This is a genomic window from Bacillus licheniformis DSM 13 = ATCC 14580 (assembly GCF_000011645.1).
In the GTDB taxonomy this organism is placed as follows: domain Bacteria; phylum Bacillota; class Bacilli; order Bacillales; family Bacillaceae; genus Bacillus; species Bacillus licheniformis.
The window spans coordinates 2,128,726-2,146,193 of the sequence record NC_006270.3 but is presented as its reverse complement, the minus strand read 5'-3'; the positions used below and the strand labels follow the sequence as shown (position 1 = coordinate 2,146,193).

Here is a 17,468-nt window from a genome sequence, read left to right as displayed (position 1 = left end):
GGAATGGGATCGGTTTATACCGCTTTCACGATGCATATTTTGGCATGATATCCTCTCCGGGTTTCCGCGAGAGGTTTTTTGTTGTCAGCCAAAAATAAACAGAGGTGAACGGTATGACGATTTTAATGAAAATAAGAGGCTTGGAAAAAAGCTTTGGAGAGCAAACGATTTTAAAAAACATTGATTTTGACATTTCCAATCATGAGCGGATTGGTTTGGTCGGATGCAATGGAGCGGGGAAAACAACGCTTGCAAATATATTGAGCGGTCATGCAGAAGCCGACAAAGGCACTGTTCAAACAGACCGGACGCTCAAAATCGGCTATCTGCTCCAGTCGATTGAGTACTCTGTTCATGATTTCAACAGCATATTAACAGGCGACGAGGGCGGGAAATTATATCAGTTGACGAGCAGTCTTGGCTTATCAAAGGTTCAAAGCTGGAATTCCGAACGGCTCAGCCATTTGAGCGGGGGAGAAAAACTGAAGCTTGCACTGGCACACGTCTGGAAGACGATGCCTGATCTTCTCATCTTAGATGAACCGACCAATCACTTGGATTTAAAAGGGATCAGCTGGCTCCTTGAAGAACTGCAACAATATCAAGGGGCTGTATTGATTATTTCTCACGACCGTTATTTTCTGGATCAATCCGTCTCCAAAATACTTGAGCTGGAAGATGGGAATTTGCACACCTATCAAGGAAACTACAGTGCATACCGGCGGGAGAAAAAACGGTTATACGAAGCACGCCTGCACCAATACGAAGTCCAGCAGAAGCAAAAAGAAAGAATCGAGTCACAGATTGCCACTCTTCAAAATTGGTCGCAGAAAGCCCACCGCGACTCAACAAAACAGGGATCACAGTCAGAAAGAAGGCAGCTTGGTTTTAAAGAATACCACCGGGTAAAAGCCAAAAAGCTTGACAACCAAGTCAAATCAAAACTGAAACGCCTTGAACAGGAGCTTGAAAAAAACAAAGCTGAAAAGCCAAAGGAAGCAGCATCTGTCAATTTTCAGTTTTCATCAGGAGAAAAAAGGGGCAAGCGGATTATCGAAGCAAAAGATCTGACAAAAGCGTTTGACGGACGTACTTTATTCAAAGACAGCCATTTTTACGTCAAACACGGCGAGAGAATAGCGCTTATCGGAGACAACGGGTGCGGCAAAACGACCCTTGTCAAAATGATGTTGGATGCCGAACCTCCAACAGCCGGAACGCTATGGAAAAGCCGGTCTGTAAAGGCCGCATATTTAAGCCAGGATGTCAGTGATCTAAGGGTTGACCAAACAGTTGCTGAAGTGCTGAATTTGTCTGACAGAGCCGAAATCGCAAATGCGCGGACGATTTTGGCCAATATGGGGATCAAAGAAAACCGCTTTCATGATGAAATCGGGACGTTCAGTCTCGGGGAGCGGACCCGAATCAAACTGGCAGGCATGATTTTAAAAGATTATGATCTGCTGATTCTGGATGAACCGACCAACCACCTCGATTTGCCAAGCAGGGAGCAGCTTGAGCAGACATTGCTTGAGTTTCAGGGAACGATCATCATTGTGTCGCATGACCTGTACTTCACAGACAAATTGTGTGAGAAGCTCCTTGTATTTGAAAACGGTCGTATCACCCGCGTCGAAACCGGATTAAAAGATTATCGGAACAGACAGAAACAGCCCCATGCAAAAAGCGATGAAGAGGAGCGGCTGCGCATCGAAAATCGGATGACCGCCGTTCTTGGAGAGTTGGCCGGACTTACGCCTCAAGATCCGAAATATCATGAATTGGATCAGGAGTTTTCAGAGCTGGCCAAACGGAAACGGGCGTTTTTAGAAAAAGAATAAATGAACAGAACCATTTGTGTTTTTAACGCAGATGGTTCTTTTTTGTTTGACGTGGTTTAAATTACCACCAATTATAGCTGGCACCCAAGGTAATAATAGGATAAAAATGATGGACTTACTACAGCAATGAAAAAGGGTGATCAACATGTGGAAAACCATTGTTTCCTATTTTCCGGACTGGCTGGTCCTGATGCAGGCTTTTTTTGTCTTTTTTGTCCCGTTTGCCATATCAAAAGTATTTTTGTGGCTTCGCACGGCAGGGGATGAGTGAGTGGCATGAGATGGTGGAAAGCAAAAACGCGAAGAATGATACAGTCGTCCAACAAGCCGGATAAACCTAAAAATGAAGTGCCGTCTGTGGAGTCAACTGGGTATTTTACCGGCGATTTTGATCACGACTTGAAACTGGCCAAAACGGCTATGGAGAATAACTCAGACGTTCATTTCCGCGAATTCAACTTAGGGCGCACCGGCATCCGCGCGGCGATTGTATTTGTCGAAATGCTTGCGGATCAAGACCTGATTGACAAGCATATTATGAAATCCCTTATGGATGATTTTTCCAAAGAATATAAAGTTGAACTTTCTTCATTAAGCAGCAATGTGACCGACTTAATTAAAAAGCAAATTTTATCAATTAGCGGCGTATCAGAGGTAAACCATGTCAACGAAGTGGTGCCCGAAGTGTTATCCGGTGCGGCCATGCTGCTGATCGACGGTTCAGCGGAAGTTTTACTGCTGGGAACTGTTAAAAGAAATACAAGGAACATTGAAGAGCCCGTATCAGAATCTTTGGTAAGAGGCGCGCGCGTCGGCTTTACAGAAACGATCGGCACCAATACAGCCCTTTTGAGGCAGCACGGCAAAAATCAAAACTTGTCTATGGTTCAATTTCAAGTTGGGAAGCGAGCCGTCAAAAATCTTGTCGTCGCTTATATCAAAGACATTGCGGAACCAGGGCTGGTGGAAGAAGTCAAAAAAAGAATCGAAAAGATTGATATAGATGATGTCCTTGAATCAGGTTTTGTCGAACAGCTGATCGAAGACAATTATCTCAGTCCATTTCCGCAGGTGCAAAGCACTGAACGTCTTGACAGGGTAATGAGTGCGTTAATGGAGGGAAGAGTGGCCATTTTATTGGACGGAACGCCTTTTGTTTTAATCGTTCCGGTTACATTCAGCATGCTCCTCCAATCGCCCGAGGATTATTATGAACGCTGGCTGCCGAGTTCCCTGATCCGCATCATGCGAATCGGCGCAGCCATGATCTCGCTGCTTGGGCCGGCTCTATATATTTCCTTTATTTCGTTTCATCCCGGGCTGATTCCGAGTGAACTTGCGATTTCCATTACCGGAACGAGGGTAGGTGTGCCTTTTCCATCGCTGATTGAAGCGCTCATTATGGAAGTGGCAATTGAAATTTTGCGCGAGGCCGGCCTGCGGCTTCCAAAACCAATCGGTCCCGCGATGGGAATCGTCGGCGGTATCATCATCGGGGAGGCTGCCGTGCAGGCAGGCATCGTCAGCCCGATTATGGTCATCGTCGTTGCCGTCACCGCGATTTCTTCATTTGCGATTCCTCAATACAGCGCCGGCATTTCGCTGCGCATGCTGAGATTTGTAGCGATGTTTTGTGCAGCCACGTTCGGTTTGTACGGGGTGATTATGTTTTTCCTCATGCTTGCCAGCCACGCGGTGAAGCTGAAAAGCTTTGGCGTTCCTTATGCGAGCCCTGCCGTTCCTTATCGTTTGCGCGATTGGAAAGACTTCATCGTTCGCATGCCGATACAGATGATGAAAAAACGGCCGAAGCTGTTAAAAACAGACGATTCGACACGCCAGTAGCATAGAAAGGAGGGAAACGCTTATGATGGTCAGGCACGAAGAGCGCATCACCACTTCGCAAACAGCAGTTCTCATCACCAATTTCCTGCTTGGGACAGGGATTCTGACGCTCCCGCGAACGTCTGTTGACGAGGTGGGGACGCCTGATGTCTGGATCACGCTTGTATTAGGCGGCTTGGTCGCTCTGACGGCCGCAGTCATCATGGTAAAGCTCAACCATCAATATCCTGATAAAACCTTTTATGAATACAGTCAGGACATCATTGGCAAATGGGGGGGCAGCTTGATCAGCCTGTTTTTCGCATGTTACCTCTTGGCCCATTCCGGTTTTCAGGTCCGCTCAATGCTTGAAATCATCCGCTTTTTTCTACTGGAAGGAACCCCCCGCTGGGCAGTTGCGATGGTTTTTTTGTGGGTTGGCTTATATTTGATCGTCGGCGGCTTAAGTTCGATCGCCCGCTTGTTTCAAATCGTGTTACCCATTACATTCATTCTTTTTCTGCTGGTCGTGTTCATGAGTATCGGAATTTTTGATGTGGACAACTTGCGTCCTGTACTGGGAGAGGGAATAGGTCCTGTCTTAAAAGGAATAAAGGTGACCGCACTGTCGTTTTCAGGTATTGAAATCATTTTGATCCTGATGCCTTTCATGAATCAGCCTCGCAAGGCCATTCATACGATCATGATCGGGATCGCCATCCCTTTGCTTTTCTATATGATCACAGTTGTTATGGTGATCGGCGCTCTGTCTATAGACGGAGTGGTTTCACGGACATGGCCGACGATTGACTTAATGAGAAGCTTTGAAATACCAGGTCTGATATTTGAACGGTTTGAGTCTTTGCTGCTGGTCATCTGGATCATGCAGCTGTTCTGTACCTTTGCGATTGCTTTTTATGGTTCGGCATTAGGCCTGGCCCAGCTCTTTAAAACAAATATTCGGCCGATGATGTTTGTTTTGCTTCCGGTCATTTATCTGATTGCAATGATCCCGAAAAACATCAACGCCATGTTTGCATTTGGTGACTTTATTGGAAACAGCGGCGTTTATTTAGGCGGTTTGACCCCGCTCGTGCTGCTGGTGATTTCAAAAATAAGAAGGAGAAAACAGGGAATCAGCTGACGCTTGAAAAAGAAAGGGGTGATTTCTCCATGATGGTAGGTCAGCAGGACAAAATTACCGTTTCACAAACGAGCATCGTCATCACGAATTTTCTGCTGGGAACCGGCATCTTGACGCTGCCGCGGACATCTGGGGAAGCGGTTAAAGCGCCGGATGTCTGGCTTTCTGTTGCATTCGGAGGGCTGGTTGCCATATTAGCCGGTTTCATCATGGTGAAATTAAGCATGGAGTACCCCGACAAAACGCTATATCAATATAGCCGGGATCTCATTGGCAAGTGGCCGGGAGGACTTTTCACCCTGCTTTTGATTTGTTATTTTCTCGCAACATCAGGTTTCCAAGTCCGATCTGTCACAGAGGTTATGGGATTTTACTTACTGGAAGAAACGCCGATTTGGGCGACAGCGATGGTTTTTTTATGGAGCGGAATCTATTTATTAACCGGCGGTATTAACCCGCTCGCCCGACTTTATGAAATCATCTTTCCAATTACTGTTCTCATTTTTCTGATCGTCATTTTTATGAGCGCAAGCATATTCGACATCGACAATTTGCGCCCGGTTCTCGGGAAAGGGATCAAGCCGGTGCTGGAAGGAGTCAAAACAACGTCTTTTGCTTATACAGGCATAGAAATCATACTGATCATCGTTCCTTTTATGAGAAAGCCCGAGCAAGCCTTAAAAGCTACTTTGATGGGGATTTCTTTCCCGATTGTCTTTTATATGATCACCGTCATTATGGTCATCGGTGCATTGGCAATCGAGGGAGTGACATCACGGACATGGCCGACGATTGATTTGATGCGAAGTTTTGAAATACCTGGGCTGATTTTTGAACGTTTTGAGTCCTTGCTGCTAGTCATCTGGATCATGCAAATGTTCTCCAGTTTTACGATCAGCTATTTTGCTGCTGCTTTAGGTTTGTCGCAACTCTTGAAGAAAAGGATGGAACCGATATTATTCAGCTTGCTTCCGGTCATTTATCTCATTGCGATGGCGCCTAAAAATATCAATCAGCTTTTTCAAATGGGAGATCTAATCGGCAACAGCGCCATCTATTTGGTCGGTCTCATCCCGCTAATGCTTCTGGTCATATCGAAAGTGAGGAGGAAAAAGTTTGAAAAAAACTAACACCATCCGTTATTTAACGAGTGTTTTACTATTGTTTCTATTAACCGGATGCTGGAGCAGCCACGAAATTGAAGAGCTCGGCTTAACATTTGCAATGGGGATTGACAAAGGCGAGGAAACCGAACTTGAAAAAAAGTTTGACAAAGTTGGGGGCGATTATCCGAAAAAAGACCGGATCACGATGATCTATCAATACGTGAACGAACAAGCAGCCGGTTCAAAATCGATTGGAGGAAGCACTGATCAAAAAACGTATATCAACGTTTATGAAACTGGAGACTCGCTTCAGCAAATTAACGCTGAAGTAGCATTAAGACAAGACAGGCCTGTATTCAGTCCTCATTTAAAAGTGATTGTCATCGCCGCTGACCTCCTCCGCACCTATTCGCTGTCGGAACTGCTAGATCAGCCTCTCCGCGATAATGAAATCAGGCCGAGCAGTATGGTGCTGGTCACAAGAGGGCGTGCGAGAGACACGCTTGAGCTGAAGGAAACCGGCGAAATGCCGGCGTTTCGTCTGCTTAAAATCGTTGAAAATGAGTATAAAGCGAAAAAAATTCTCCCTCCTGTAACGCTTGCCAAATTGACAGGCAAAATGAGATCAGGAACAAGCTATCTGCTTCAAAATGTCATCGGTACCGATGGAGAAATAAAATATGCGGGAGCAGCCGCAATTAACGGGAAAACCAATAAGCTGATCGGCTATTTGGATGAACACGATTTAGAAGGCGTGATGTGGATCATCGGAAAGGGGATTGGGGGCATGGTTAAAAGCTATGATCCGACAGAAAAGAAGGTGACCGCATTTGGCGTTGAATCGATTAAAAGCAACATCAAACCCATCGTCAAAGGAAACCGCCTGTCTTTTGAAGTGAACGTAAAGTCAGAGGGGTATCTTGCGGAAAACTGGAACACGAAAGAAAAAGCTTTTGATGACAAATTTTTAGAAAAAGTCGAAAAAACAACCGCGAAAACGGTGAAAAAATCGATGGAGGACATTACAAAAAAAATGAAAACCGAATACAAAGCAGATCTTGCCGGATTCGGTAACGAGCTGAGGATCAAGCATCCGAGGCTTTGGGAAAAACTAAAGAAAAATTGGGATGAGACCTTTACCGATATACCGATTACATTTCATGTTCAAATCGCGATTAAAGAATACGGAACTGTTGGGGATCAGTAACAGAAGAACTTCTAATCACGAAAGGCGGAGAAACGCGCAATGATCCGTTCCGAAGATAAAATCACGACTTCTCAGGCAATCGTTGTCTTGGTCAGTTATATTATGGCGGCCGGGATTCTCACCCTGCCAAGAACCGCTGTAGAAGAAGCCGGTACGCCGGATGTATGGATTTCCGTCCTATTAGGCGGACTTGTCACAACGGCAGCCGGAGTGGTTATGACAAAGTTAAGCCAGCATTATCCCGGGCAAACATTTTTTCAATACGGGGGAGACATTGTCGGAAAGTGGCTCAGTATTGTGATCAGCCTGCTTTTCATTGAGCATTTTGTAGCGATTGCTGCTTTTGAAGCAAGAATTCTGGCGGAGGTGATCACCTTTTTTTTGCTGCAGCAAACGCCGATTTGGGCGATCGTCATGTCGATGATGTGGATCGGATTCTATTCAATAAAAGACGGAATGGGGTCGCTTGCCCGTTTGTTTGAAATCATCTTTCCGATTACAATTCTTTTCTTTTTAACCGTGGTATTTATGAGCTTTGGCATATTTGAACTGGATAACCTGCGGCCTGTCTTAGGGAAAGGCATCATGCCGGCATTAAAGGGGACAAAAGCAACAACGCTTTCGTTTATCAGCGCAGAAGTGATGGTATTCCTTTTGGCGTTTATGAAAAAGCCGAAAGATGGTATCAAAGTCGTTGTCATGGGAATCGGCATCGCAATGCTCTTTTATCTAACAACGATCGTATTTGTGATCGGAGGGCTGTCAGTTGACGGGGTGACAGCGATGACATGGCCGGCGCTTGACCTCATCCGCAGTTTTGAAATGCCCGGCTTAATATTTGAACGTTTTGAATCGCTGCTCCTTGTCATCTGGATTATGCAGCTGTTTGCGACTTTTTCCGTCTCATATTACGCTGCATCCCTGGGGCTCTCGCAAATTTTCAAGAAAAAGAGCAGACCGATCATGTTCGGTCTGCTCCCGGTGATGTATTTGCTCGCGATGACGCCAAAAAACATTGATGATGTATTTTCTCTCGGCGACATGATCGGCTATATTGCGGCCGTTTTATTCGGCATTGTGCCGATTCCGCTTTTATTGGTTTCGAAAATGAGAAAAAAGAAGGCAGTGCAAAGCTAGAGGTTCAGCCGGCTTTGTTCACTTCCTTTTTTGCGTTCACTTTCACCCTGTCATTCGGCATGAAGAACACCAGTAAAAAGGCGGCCGCTGCTGGGGAAATCGCCCAAATGAACGTGTGAACAATCGAATTTGATAGCGCTTCGGTGATGTTATGTAAAACATCCGGCGGCAGTGATGCCCGTGCACTTGATAAAATCTGGTCGGCGTCATTCGTTGAGGCGAAATTTGAAGCGCCGCTGCTTTTAAACATATCTTCCAGCTGTTCTGAAAATTGGTTTTTTTGAATCATCCCGAACATACTGGCGCCGATCGTCATGCCGAGAGAGCGCATAAAGTTGCTCGTAGATGTCGCTGAGCCGCGCTGCTCCGGGCCGAAATGATGGATCGCTGCCATGCTTAATACAGAGAAAGAAAAACCGACTCCCAAGCCGACGACGATCATATACATGGTTAATAATAAACGCGGAGTGTCAATGTTAAGCGTGCTTAATAAAGAAAATCCGCTGACGAGAACCAATCCAGAGATGAGCATAATGTTCCGATAGCTCATTTTTGTTGTTAAGAATCCGCCAAGCTGTGCTGATACGACAGAGCCGAGCATCATCGGCAAAAGCACAAGTCCCGAGTTTGTCGCCGAATCTCCGTAAACACCCTGAACAAAGATTGGAATCTGGATGGTCGCTGAAATAAATGTCCCTCCATAAAATAAGGCGACAAGCGTACTGCCGGCAAACAGCCGGTTTTTAAACATATGAAACGAAATGATCGGTTCACTGGCTTTGCGCTCGATCATGAGGAAGCAAACCAACAAGACGGCTGCACTTCCGAAAAGGGTAAGGATGACATTCGAATCCCAGGCGTATTTCCCGCCGCCGAGCTCCAACGCAAACATGAGGCATACGACCGCCCCTACGAGCGTAATCGCTCCGAGCCAATCAATACGATGCTTTTCATGCTGTTTCGTCTCTTTGTAAAATAGAAGAATGAAAATAAAAGAAACCATACCGAGCGGCAGATTCATATAAAAAATCCAGTGCCAGCTGATGTAGTCAGTGACATAGGCGCCGATGAGCGGTCCGAAAATGCTTGAAAGGCCAAAAACAGCACCGAAAAGTCCAGTGATCTTACCGCGCTTTTCCAGCGGAAAAATGTCAAAGATAATCGTAAAAGCAATCGGAATGAGCGCGCCTCCGCCAATTCCCTGGATCGCGCGGTATATGCTGAGCTGCTCAATGGTTGTAGCCGTTCCGCACAATGCTGATCCCGCCATGAAAACGATGCTGCCAAAAAGAAAAAAAACGTTTTCTGCCATACATATCCGACAGCTTGCCGAATATCGGCATACCGGCCATTTCAGCGACCATAAAGGCAGATACAACCCAGACAAAGCTGTCGAGTCCGCCAAGATCGCCGACAATTGTTCCCATTGCCGTAACAACGATGGTATTGTCCATCGAAGCCATCAGAATGGCAAGCAAAAGTCCTGCTACAACAAATCCTAATTTTTGATTTTGAGTTTGTGACAAATCAATCTATTCTCCTTTAAATAAATTCGTTCTAAAGCAGCGTTTGGCATCGACGCTTCATCCTGTTATGATGATTTATATCAGGAAATAAATATCTTAGCTGCTAAGACATAATGATTTTATAGAAGGGTGTTACAGATGTCAAGAACAAATCATATTGAAGGAAAAGGGCTGGTCAACGAGCTGATACAGCAGTTGAGGTTTCACAGCACAGCAACCGTTTTTCTGCACCAGGCGATCGGCGAGAAAATCGGACTGAACGGAACGGATCATAAATGCCTTGAGATCATCTCGCGGGAAGGTCAAGTAACAGCGGGGGAGCTCGCCGCAAAAAGCGGACTGACAACGGGAGCGATCACAGGAGTGATCGACCGTCTTGAGAAAGCGGGCTATGTCAGACGCATCAGGGATTCGTCCGACAGAAGGCGTCTTTTAGTCGAACTGATCCCGGAAAATCTGGAGACGATATCACATATATTTCATGACTTGGCGCAAGAGTCTGCCGAATTTCTAAGCCGATATTCAGAGGAAGAACTGCAAACCATTATCAAGTTTTTGAAAAACAGCACGGCGTTTGCCGCCGATTATGCCAAAACCTTAAAAAAGACGAAGTGATAAAAGACCGGTTTTGCTGCAACCGGTCTTTTTTGATGTTCATATTTTTTCAATTTGAACTCTTCCTGAAAAGAAAGTTGCACCACCGCCCATATCAGCTAAACGGTCGGGCGTCAGCGCATTGACGAGATAATGCTTCCCTTCTGCATCCGCCCACAATCCCTGGCTGACGGCCACGCCCGGAAGGACGTTTTCTCCGACGGCAGCGGGCAGGATGCATGAGCCGCGGTCATTCCAAACTTTCACCAAATCTCCATTTTCGATGCCCTTTTCTTCGGCATCTTTTATATTTAAGTGAAGTTTCGGCTCCTTTTCTAATTTGATATGTTTTTCATTGTTTGAAAAGGTCGAATTTAAAAAATTGTGATTCGGGCCGGGCACAAATAAAAATGGATACTTGTCCGTTTCAATGAGCGGGGTATGAGTCGGCAGGCCCGGATAGCCGTGCTGCTCCATCATTTTTGAATACAATTCAATTTTTCCGCTAGGCGTCGGCAGTTTATCAGGAAAAACCGTTTTTCGATTTGCTTTGACAAAATGCTTTTCAGTCAGGCTGTCATAGTCAATGCCATCGAGCCACGGATTATCAGGGTAGTCAAGCGCCTGTCTGATCATCTCTTCGTCGGAATCTTTCAGCGGCTCATCATCAAAGCCCATCGCCTCAGCCAAAAGCCTGAATACTTCTGTATTTGACTTGCTCTCGCCGTATTTCTCAATCACAGGCTTCTGAATCTGCGCATAATGGTGCCAATATGATGTATAGAAATCCGTATTTTCGAAAGCGGAAGAAGCCGGCAGGACGATATCGGCGTACCGTGCCGTTTCCGTCAGAAATAGATCGTGAACAACCGTGAATAAATCTTCGCGCTCAAGTCCTTTTCTGACTTTGTTCGCCTCAGGCGCGACAACGGCCGGATTGCTGCTGTACACAAACAGCGAACGGATCGGTGGTTCGGTTTCTAAGAGAGCTTTGCCGAGCTGATTCATGTTGATGACTCTCGGCGTTCTGCCTTTTAATAAATCGGGGCGCTGCAATGCTTTTGTATTATAGGCCAAAAATGCCGTGTTGCCTTTGATCGCTCCGCCTCCTTTTTTCGTCCATTGGCCCGTGATCGCGGGCAGGCACGAGATGGTGCGAACGATCATTCCTCCATTATCATGATGCTGAAGACCGTTGCCGATCCGAATCAATGAAGGGGAGGTGCGGCCGTACAGGCGGGCAAGCTCGATAATATCATTCCGGGATACGCCGGTGACCGCCTCTACTGCGGCGGGGTCGTATTGCCGCACGTGGCGGCGCAGCTCTTCGTGGCCGACTGTAAATTCTTTCAAAAATGATTCATCAGCCAAATGTTCCTTGAATAAAACATGCATGATGCCAAGCGCAAGCGCGCTGTCTGTGCCGGGGCGAATCGGAATAAACCAGTCGGCCATCCGGCCGGTCTGATTTTTATGAACATCGATTACGACGATTTTTGCGCCGTTTTTCCGGGCTTTTTGAGCAATGGTGATTTGATGCATGTTGGTTGAGACCGCGTTGATTCCCCAAAAAATAAACAGTTTTGTCTCCGTTGTATCTTCAGGATCGGTGCCGATGCTTCCGCCCATCGTGTATTTATAGCCGACAGAACCGGCAGGGGTGCAAATCGCCCGGTCAAGCTGGCTGGAACCGAGGCGGTGGAAAAAGCGCCTGTCCATTCCTTCAGCCGTCAAGTTTCCCATATTTCCGTAAAAGCTGTAGGGCAGAATGCTTTCGGGGCCTTCCTGTTCAATGAGCGACTGCCAGCGGGTGCGAATCGTTTCAATCGCTTCATCCCAGCTGATCGGTTCAAACATCCCGGCTCCTTTTGGACCCGTCCGTTTCAGCGGGGTTTTCAGCCGTTTGGGGTCATAAATACGCTCCGTCATATTGCGGACTTTATTGCAAATATTGCCCTGTGTGACCGGATGGTCCGGGTCGCCCTGTATTTTAACGATTTTTCCGTCTTTTTTATGAACGAGCAGCCCGCATTGATCCGGGCAGTCGAGCGAACATACGGATTTGAAAATCCCGTCTTTTTGATCAACATATGACTCCATGGAATCCGTTCCTTTCCGATAAAATGAATATGATTCTAGCATTATATCACAAAATGTCGTCAATTCTGAAAATAAGAGCGGAAGAATCCCGGCAGAAAAAATGATAAAAAAGGATGCCCCGAGGAAGGACATCCTTTAAGTTTTTGGTTATTCTTTATCAAAATCAGGCGCGACCGCTTTTTTAATAAATAAAGCGGTAAAGAAAGCGATACAGCTTAAAGCGAGCGCAAACCAGTAGGCATGGTGAACACCATGAGTCATCGCTTCATGCACGATTTGTTTGCTGGCTGCTTCTTGGCCGGCAAGATAGCTTTTCTGTCCCTGGCTCATGATGCTGACGAACACCGAAACACCGAGTGCGCCTGCAACAGGCTGAAGAGTATTGGAAATTGCCGTTCCATGAGGATATAAATGCTTCGGCAATTCGTTTAATGCATTCGTCTGTGCGGGCATCATGATGGCCGAGATGGACAGCATCAAGATGATGTATACAATAATGAACGCCCAAATCGGCACCGAAGGATTGATCCTGCTGAAGAAAAACATCACGCCGACGAGAACGATCGTACCTGGAATGATGAGTTTTCTCGGGCCGAACTTATCGAACAAAGCGCCCATAGCCGGCGACATGAGACCGTTTAGCAAGGCTCCGGGCAAAAGCAAAAGACCTGCTGCTTTTGCTGAAAAACCGAGCGGCCCTTGCAAATACATCGGCATCACAATTTCGGAAGCGAACATCGCCATAATGACAATCACAAAAAGGCAGACCCCGCGCGTGTAATTTTTATAGGCGAACACACGCACATCAAGCAACGGTTGTTCAAGTTTCAACTGCCGAAGCACGAACAACACGATGCTGATCAGGCTGATGATGATCACACCGATGATCAGAGGGGACTGAAACCCTTCCTGAGCCTCTCCGGCACTGCTGAATCCGTATACGATTCCGCCGATCCCGATGGTTGAGAGTATGATCGATAAAAAATCAGCCCGCGGGCGCGTCGGTTCTCCGACATTTTGCAAATACTTTACCGCAAACAGAATTGAAAATACTGCAAAAGGAATAACGATGATAAACAGCCAGCGCCAGCCGAGGATGTCAACAATAACGCCCGAAAAAGTGGGTCCGATCGCCGGAGCAAACATGATGACCAGTCCGAACGTCCCCATGATTTTCCCGCGGACTTCAGGCCGGTAAATCAGCAAGAGGGCGTTCATAATAATGGGGATCAAGAGTCCCGTACCGACTGCCTGAATCATGCGCCCCGTCAAGAGCATCGGGAAATTCACTGCACAAGCGGCAATGACGGTTCCTGCTAAAAAAATCGACATAACGCCGATAAACATCTGTCTTGTCGTGAACCATTGAATCAGTAAAGCGGAAATAGGCATTAACACACCCATTACAAGCATAAATCCGGTTGCCAGCCATTGAACGGTCGGGGCATCAACGTGAAAGACTTCCATCAGCTCTGTTAATGCTATGTTCAACAGCGTTTCGTTTAATATTGCAAAAAATGCACCAATCATGAAGGTGACTAATATTGCTTTGGAATTTAAATTTTTCTCCATATCAAACCTCCTGTAATACAATTTACCCAAAAACATGACAACAAATGATATGTAGGACTCCGAATCTCCGGGGTCCTAATTTGCTTTTTTCGTTTTTCATCTTATATAATAACGTGTCTCCACCGCCGTTCATCGTTTTTCTTCATGATTGGCAACTATATGAGTATACTCGGTTTCACCCATATTTACAATAAAATTGTCAGGTTCATCTTTTGAAGTTAACGTATGGATGATTATGAAATGGCAGGGAAGCGCCATGAGAAAAGGCGGGGGAGGAAGGGCATTGATGATCCTTTCGTCAAGCCATTCCGTTATTACAGGTATATTTCACCTGTTTCGCCGGCGGATGTTCTGACTGAAAAGAATCATGCCCGAATCCTTCCCCTGATGGATAAAAAGGTAAGAACTCTCCAAATCTGAAGAGTTCTTTTCATGCATTGCCGACTCCCGTTTTTTGGGCAGCAGCCAGCATTACAATAATTCGATATACCCTTCTGTGCCGTGCACGCGAATTCGCTGCCCATCTTTTATCAGTTGGGTAGCATTCTCCACTCCGACCACTGCCGGCAGGCCATATTCGCGTGCGATAACTGCTCCATGGGTCATCAGTCCGCCAACTTCAGTGACCAGGCTTTTTATGGATACAAATAATGGTGTCCAGCCAGGATCGGTAAAGGAGGTGACTAATATATCTCCGTCTTCCAGATCGGCATTTTCCATGTTTAAAATGACACGCGCTCTTCCTTCTATCACTCCGGAAGAAACAGGTAGACCTACAATCGCATTCGCCGGCAAACTTTCTCGTTTGTAATCACCTGTAATGATTTCACCATCAGACGTGATCACACGTGGCGGGGTTAGTTTTTCATATAATTTGTACTCGTCTTTTCGTATGCTGATGATCTTGTCATCTATTTTTTTTGTGCGAACGGCTTCGTGAAATTCTTCAAAAGTGAGGTAGTATATATCTTCCTTTTCATGAATAACGCCCGCTTGTACGAGTTGATCGGCTTCTTTCAGTAAAGCCTGCTTATAAATGAAGAAGCGGCTGACCATTCCGTATTTTGGATATTCCCGGTAGCCGATGAAATTCCGGATGAGGTCGATCATTCGTTTTGTTTCTTTGGCTTTTTGTTCACCATCCCGTAATGGCTTCAATCGCTCTATTAACTCTTGTTCTTTTTCCAAAGCAACACGCCGCCCTTGCTCAAACTTTCGATTGCCGGCATTAGGCTCAAAGTTCTTCATGTTATTCAGAATCATGGGAACAAGTGTCATTGGTTTTTCACTCCAACGAGCTCTTGTAATATCGATTTCTCCGGCACAGCGCATTCCGTATTTGTCAAGATAAGCATAGATGGCGCCCCTAGCTTCCTGTCCGCCATCAACCTTCACCAGCTCATCCAAAAAGTTATCATCTTTTGCATGCTGCAAATAATCAATCACTTCTGGATAAGGGCGAATCACATCCGCGACATCCATTAGCGCCAGACCCATTTCCGAAGTAATATTACCCGGTACAGATAGAGAAAGAGTATCTGCTGCGTTTTTTTCGCCTAACCACTCGTTCATGTTTTCATTGATCCATGATGTAGCATTTATAGCAGCCATAAACACTGCCGTACTTTGCGGGTCAAATAATATCTTCTTTAATTGCCGGATATCTTCCAGAATAAAATCAAACAAATCCGATCCCGATTTCGCTTGGATATTTTGTTTTAACTCTTCTATCGATGTTTCACTGCGCTTAATCAAATCAGAAACGATTGTCGGATCGTTCTCGAATTGCGCCAGCATATCCGTATTCCCTCTGTCAGGAATCGGTGCTGTTTGATCATTTGGTGACAATTTTATATAATCTCGCTCTATTACGGTCATGAGTGCGCCTTTTATGAGCGGATCGGATCCTACGGTATTTAATAAAGTTTCCCGGCCGATACGTGTAGTAAGCCTAGGCGCAACATCAACAAACAACCTCCCGCCGGCCTTGCGCATAGGTGCTGGAGTAATGAACAGGTAAAAAGACAATCCCAGTGGTTTTATGGGATCCGTCATCATTTGCTGATGACCGACAGATAGATAGACGTGATTTTCTTGATCATTCGCTTCAGGGATCGGGTATAAAGTAGTGATCGGCCGGCTCTGGACAATATAAAATGTATCGCGGTCCAAACACCATTCGATATCTTGCGGCTGGCCGAAATGTGCTTCGATCTGTCTTCCGATGTGTGCCAGTTGTAAAATTTGCCCGTCAGTAAGGGCTTGCGTCTTTTGCTGATCAGGCGTAATCCGCTTTGTCTCTGTTCCGCCTTGTTTTCGCCCATAAATCGCCAATTTCTTGGCTGCTATTCTCTTATCGACGATTTGCCCGTTTTGCACTTTATAACAATCGGCAGAGACCAAGCCGGAGACCAGTGCTTCCCCAAGACCAAAACCGGCATCGATGGATAGCAGTTTTCGGTTTGAAGTAATGGGATCAGCGGTAAATAATATCCCTGAAGCCTGCGGGAAAACCATTCTTTGAATGATAACGGATGAATAAACTTGACGATGGTCAAATCCATTTTGCATGCGGTAGATGACCGCTCGATCCGTAAATAGAGAAGCCCAACATTTGCTGATATGCTGCAAGATCGCATCTTTTCCGATGATATTTAAATAAGTGTCTTGTTGACCGGCAAAAGAGGCGTGCGGCAAATCTTCAGCTGTCGCGCTGGAACGCACAGCATAAGCATGTTCATCGCCAAGCAGGGAGAGATAGCGAGCCACTTCTTTCACAACATTGGAAGGAATTTCGATTTCCATAATGGTATGTCGAATCTTCCTGCTGATTTCACCGATTTGATCTCGATCCTCAACTTTAAGCATTGTCAGTTGATCCAACAAGGCTTGGAACGATTTGTTTTGTTTGATGGCTTTTTGAAATCCTGCTGTTGTGACACAAAATCCGTCTGGCACTTGTATCCCTTGAATTTTTGATAATTCCCCTAAATGCAATCCTTTTCCCCCAACGAGTGGAAGCTGTGTTTTTTCCATTTCGTGAAAACCGAGAACCAAATGACTCATTCTGCATCTCTCCTCCGAAAAAAATTTGACAAGAGCTTTTTAATATGGTAGACTTAAAATGTAAGATGGGATATTTATGTCGTTTAATTGAAAACATGCGTGATTTGATTATATCATCGCGTCTGTTTTTGTGCAATACCAAAAGAACCTGGATGTTATTACCAGGTTCTTTTTTCTTTTCCTCGTGCGAGCAGAAAAAACCTCGATGTCGGCCGGAAAAGTTTGCTATTCGACATAACTTAGGGGCAATTGAATTCATGCGTCCTGCGGATTAGTGCCAGCTGCACCGGCCATTCATTCTTCGCAAGTCGTAATATTTGCAAAAGCGTATTTTATTTTCCTATAATTTAA

Annotated in this window: 11 protein-coding genes and 1 pseudogene; 8 read left to right on the top strand and 4 right to left on the bottom strand. The window is 45.7% G+C overall.

Features of this window, described 5'->3' with window-relative positions; all coding sequences use genetic code 11:
* Positions 1-113 precede the first annotated feature (113 nt).
* The 7 genes from abc-f (at position 114) to TRNA_RS32290 (ending at position 8,259) form a co-directional block, all read left to right on the top strand.
* On the top strand, positions 114-1,841 hold the full coding sequence (gene abc-f / locus TRNA_RS32315; protein ID WP_009328108.1) for a ribosomal protection-like ABC-F family protein: 1,728 nt from the start codon (positions 114-116) through the stop codon (positions 1,839-1,841).
* Positions 1,842-1,986: 145 nt separating this feature from the next.
* The gene (locus TRNA_RS44285) at positions 1,987-2,112 is read left to right on the top strand and encodes a hypothetical protein (RefSeq protein WP_003182518.1); all 126 of its coding nucleotides are present in this window, start codon (positions 1,987-1,989) and stop codon (positions 2,110-2,112) included.
* A 5-nt stretch (positions 2,113-2,117) separates the two neighbouring features.
* Positions 2,118-3,686 carry a spore germination protein gene (locus TRNA_RS32310; protein ID WP_009328109.1) on the top strand — a complete coding sequence of 523 codons (1,569 nt, stop codon included), beginning with the start codon at positions 2,118-2,120 and terminating at the stop codon, positions 3,684-3,686.
* 22 nt (positions 3,687-3,708) lie between these two features.
* Positions 3,709-4,809, top strand: coding sequence for a spore germination protein (locus TRNA_RS32305; protein WP_009328110.1), 1,101 nt, complete (start codon positions 3,709-3,711; stop codon positions 4,807-4,809).
* 29 nt (positions 4,810-4,838) lie between these two features.
* Positions 4,839-5,939 carry a spore germination protein gene (locus TRNA_RS32300; protein ID WP_011198033.1) on the top strand — a complete coding sequence of 367 codons (1,101 nt, stop codon included), beginning with the start codon at positions 4,839-4,841 and terminating at the stop codon, positions 5,937-5,939.
* Positions 5,926-7,122: a Ger(x)C family spore germination protein gene (locus tag TRNA_RS32295; protein ID WP_003182512.1), complete on the top strand. Its 1,197-nt coding sequence runs from the start codon at positions 5,926-5,928 to the stop codon at positions 7,120-7,122. Before TRNA_RS32300 ends, TRNA_RS32295 begins: the two co-directional genes overlap by 14 nt.
* Before the next feature lie 39 nt (positions 7,123-7,161).
* Complete coding sequence (locus TRNA_RS32290) at positions 7,162-8,259, top strand: spore germination protein (RefSeq protein WP_003182509.1); 1,098 nt, start codon at positions 7,162-7,164, stop codon at positions 8,257-8,259.
* A gap of 4 nt (positions 8,260-8,263) precedes the next feature.
* Here TRNA_RS32290 and TRNA_RS32285 read toward each other — a convergent pair.
* Positions 8,264-9,722 (bottom strand): annotated as a pseudogene (locus TRNA_RS32285) (MDR family MFS transporter).
* Between the two features lie 201 nt (positions 9,723-9,923).
* On the opposite strand from TRNA_RS32285, the gene TRNA_RS32280 reads away from it, so the two are divergent.
* Entirely contained in the window at positions 9,924-10,400 is a 477-nt protein-coding gene (locus tag TRNA_RS32280) for a MarR family winged helix-turn-helix transcriptional regulator (protein ID WP_003182504.1), read from the top strand.
* Positions 10,401-10,439: 39 nt separating this feature from the next.
* On the opposite strand, the gene TRNA_RS32275 is transcribed toward TRNA_RS32280, so the two are convergent.
* The 3 genes from TRNA_RS32275 to ppsA form a co-directional block, all read right to left on the bottom strand.
* A complete protein-coding gene (locus tag TRNA_RS32275; RefSeq protein ID WP_003182502.1) occupies positions 10,440-12,479 on the bottom strand; it encodes a molybdopterin oxidoreductase family protein in 2,040 nt (679 codons plus the stop codon).
* A 147-nt stretch (positions 12,480-12,626) separates the two neighbouring features.
* Positions 12,627-14,051 (bottom strand): MDR family MFS transporter, encoded by a 1,425-nt coding sequence (locus TRNA_RS32270; protein ID WP_003182500.1) that lies wholly within the window; start codon positions 14,049-14,051, stop codon positions 12,627-12,629.
* A gap of 471 nt (positions 14,052-14,522) precedes the next feature.
* Complete coding sequence (ppsA, locus tag TRNA_RS32260; protein WP_011198032.1) at positions 14,523-17,117, bottom strand: phosphoenolpyruvate synthase; 2,595 nt, start codon at positions 17,115-17,117, stop codon at positions 14,523-14,525.
* Positions 17,118-17,468: the final 351 nt, after the last annotated feature.

Coding starts and splice junctions, on each gene's coding strand:
- TRNA_RS32290 (WP_003182509.1), top strand. CDS start 7,162: ATGATCCGTTCCGAAGATAAAATCACGACTTCTCAGGCAATCGTTGTC.
- abc-f (WP_009328108.1), top strand. CDS start 114: ATGACGATTTTAATGAAAATAAGAGGCTTGGAAAAAAGCTTTGGAGAG.
- TRNA_RS44285 (WP_003182518.1), top strand. CDS start 1,987: ATGTGGAAAACCATTGTTTCCTATTTTCCGGACTGGCTGGTCCTGATG.
- TRNA_RS32275 (WP_003182502.1), bottom strand. CDS start 12,479: ATGGAGTCATATGTTGATCAAAAAGACGGGATTTTCAAATCCGTATGT.
- TRNA_RS32305 (WP_009328110.1), top strand. CDS start 3,709: ATGATGGTCAGGCACGAAGAGCGCATCACCACTTCGCAAACAGCAGTT.
- ppsA (WP_011198032.1), bottom strand. CDS start 17,117: ATGAGTCATTTGGTTCTCGGTTTTCACGAAATGGAAAAAACACAGCTT.
- TRNA_RS32300 (WP_011198033.1), top strand. CDS start 4,839: ATGATGGTAGGTCAGCAGGACAAAATTACCGTTTCACAAACGAGCATC.
- TRNA_RS32270 (WP_003182500.1), bottom strand. CDS start 14,051: ATGGAGAAAAATTTAAATTCCAAAGCAATATTAGTCACCTTCATGATT.
- TRNA_RS32310 (WP_009328109.1), top strand. CDS start 2,118: ATGAGATGGTGGAAAGCAAAAACGCGAAGAATGATACAGTCGTCCAAC.
- TRNA_RS32280 (WP_003182504.1), top strand. CDS start 9,924: ATGTCAAGAACAAATCATATTGAAGGAAAAGGGCTGGTCAACGAGCTG.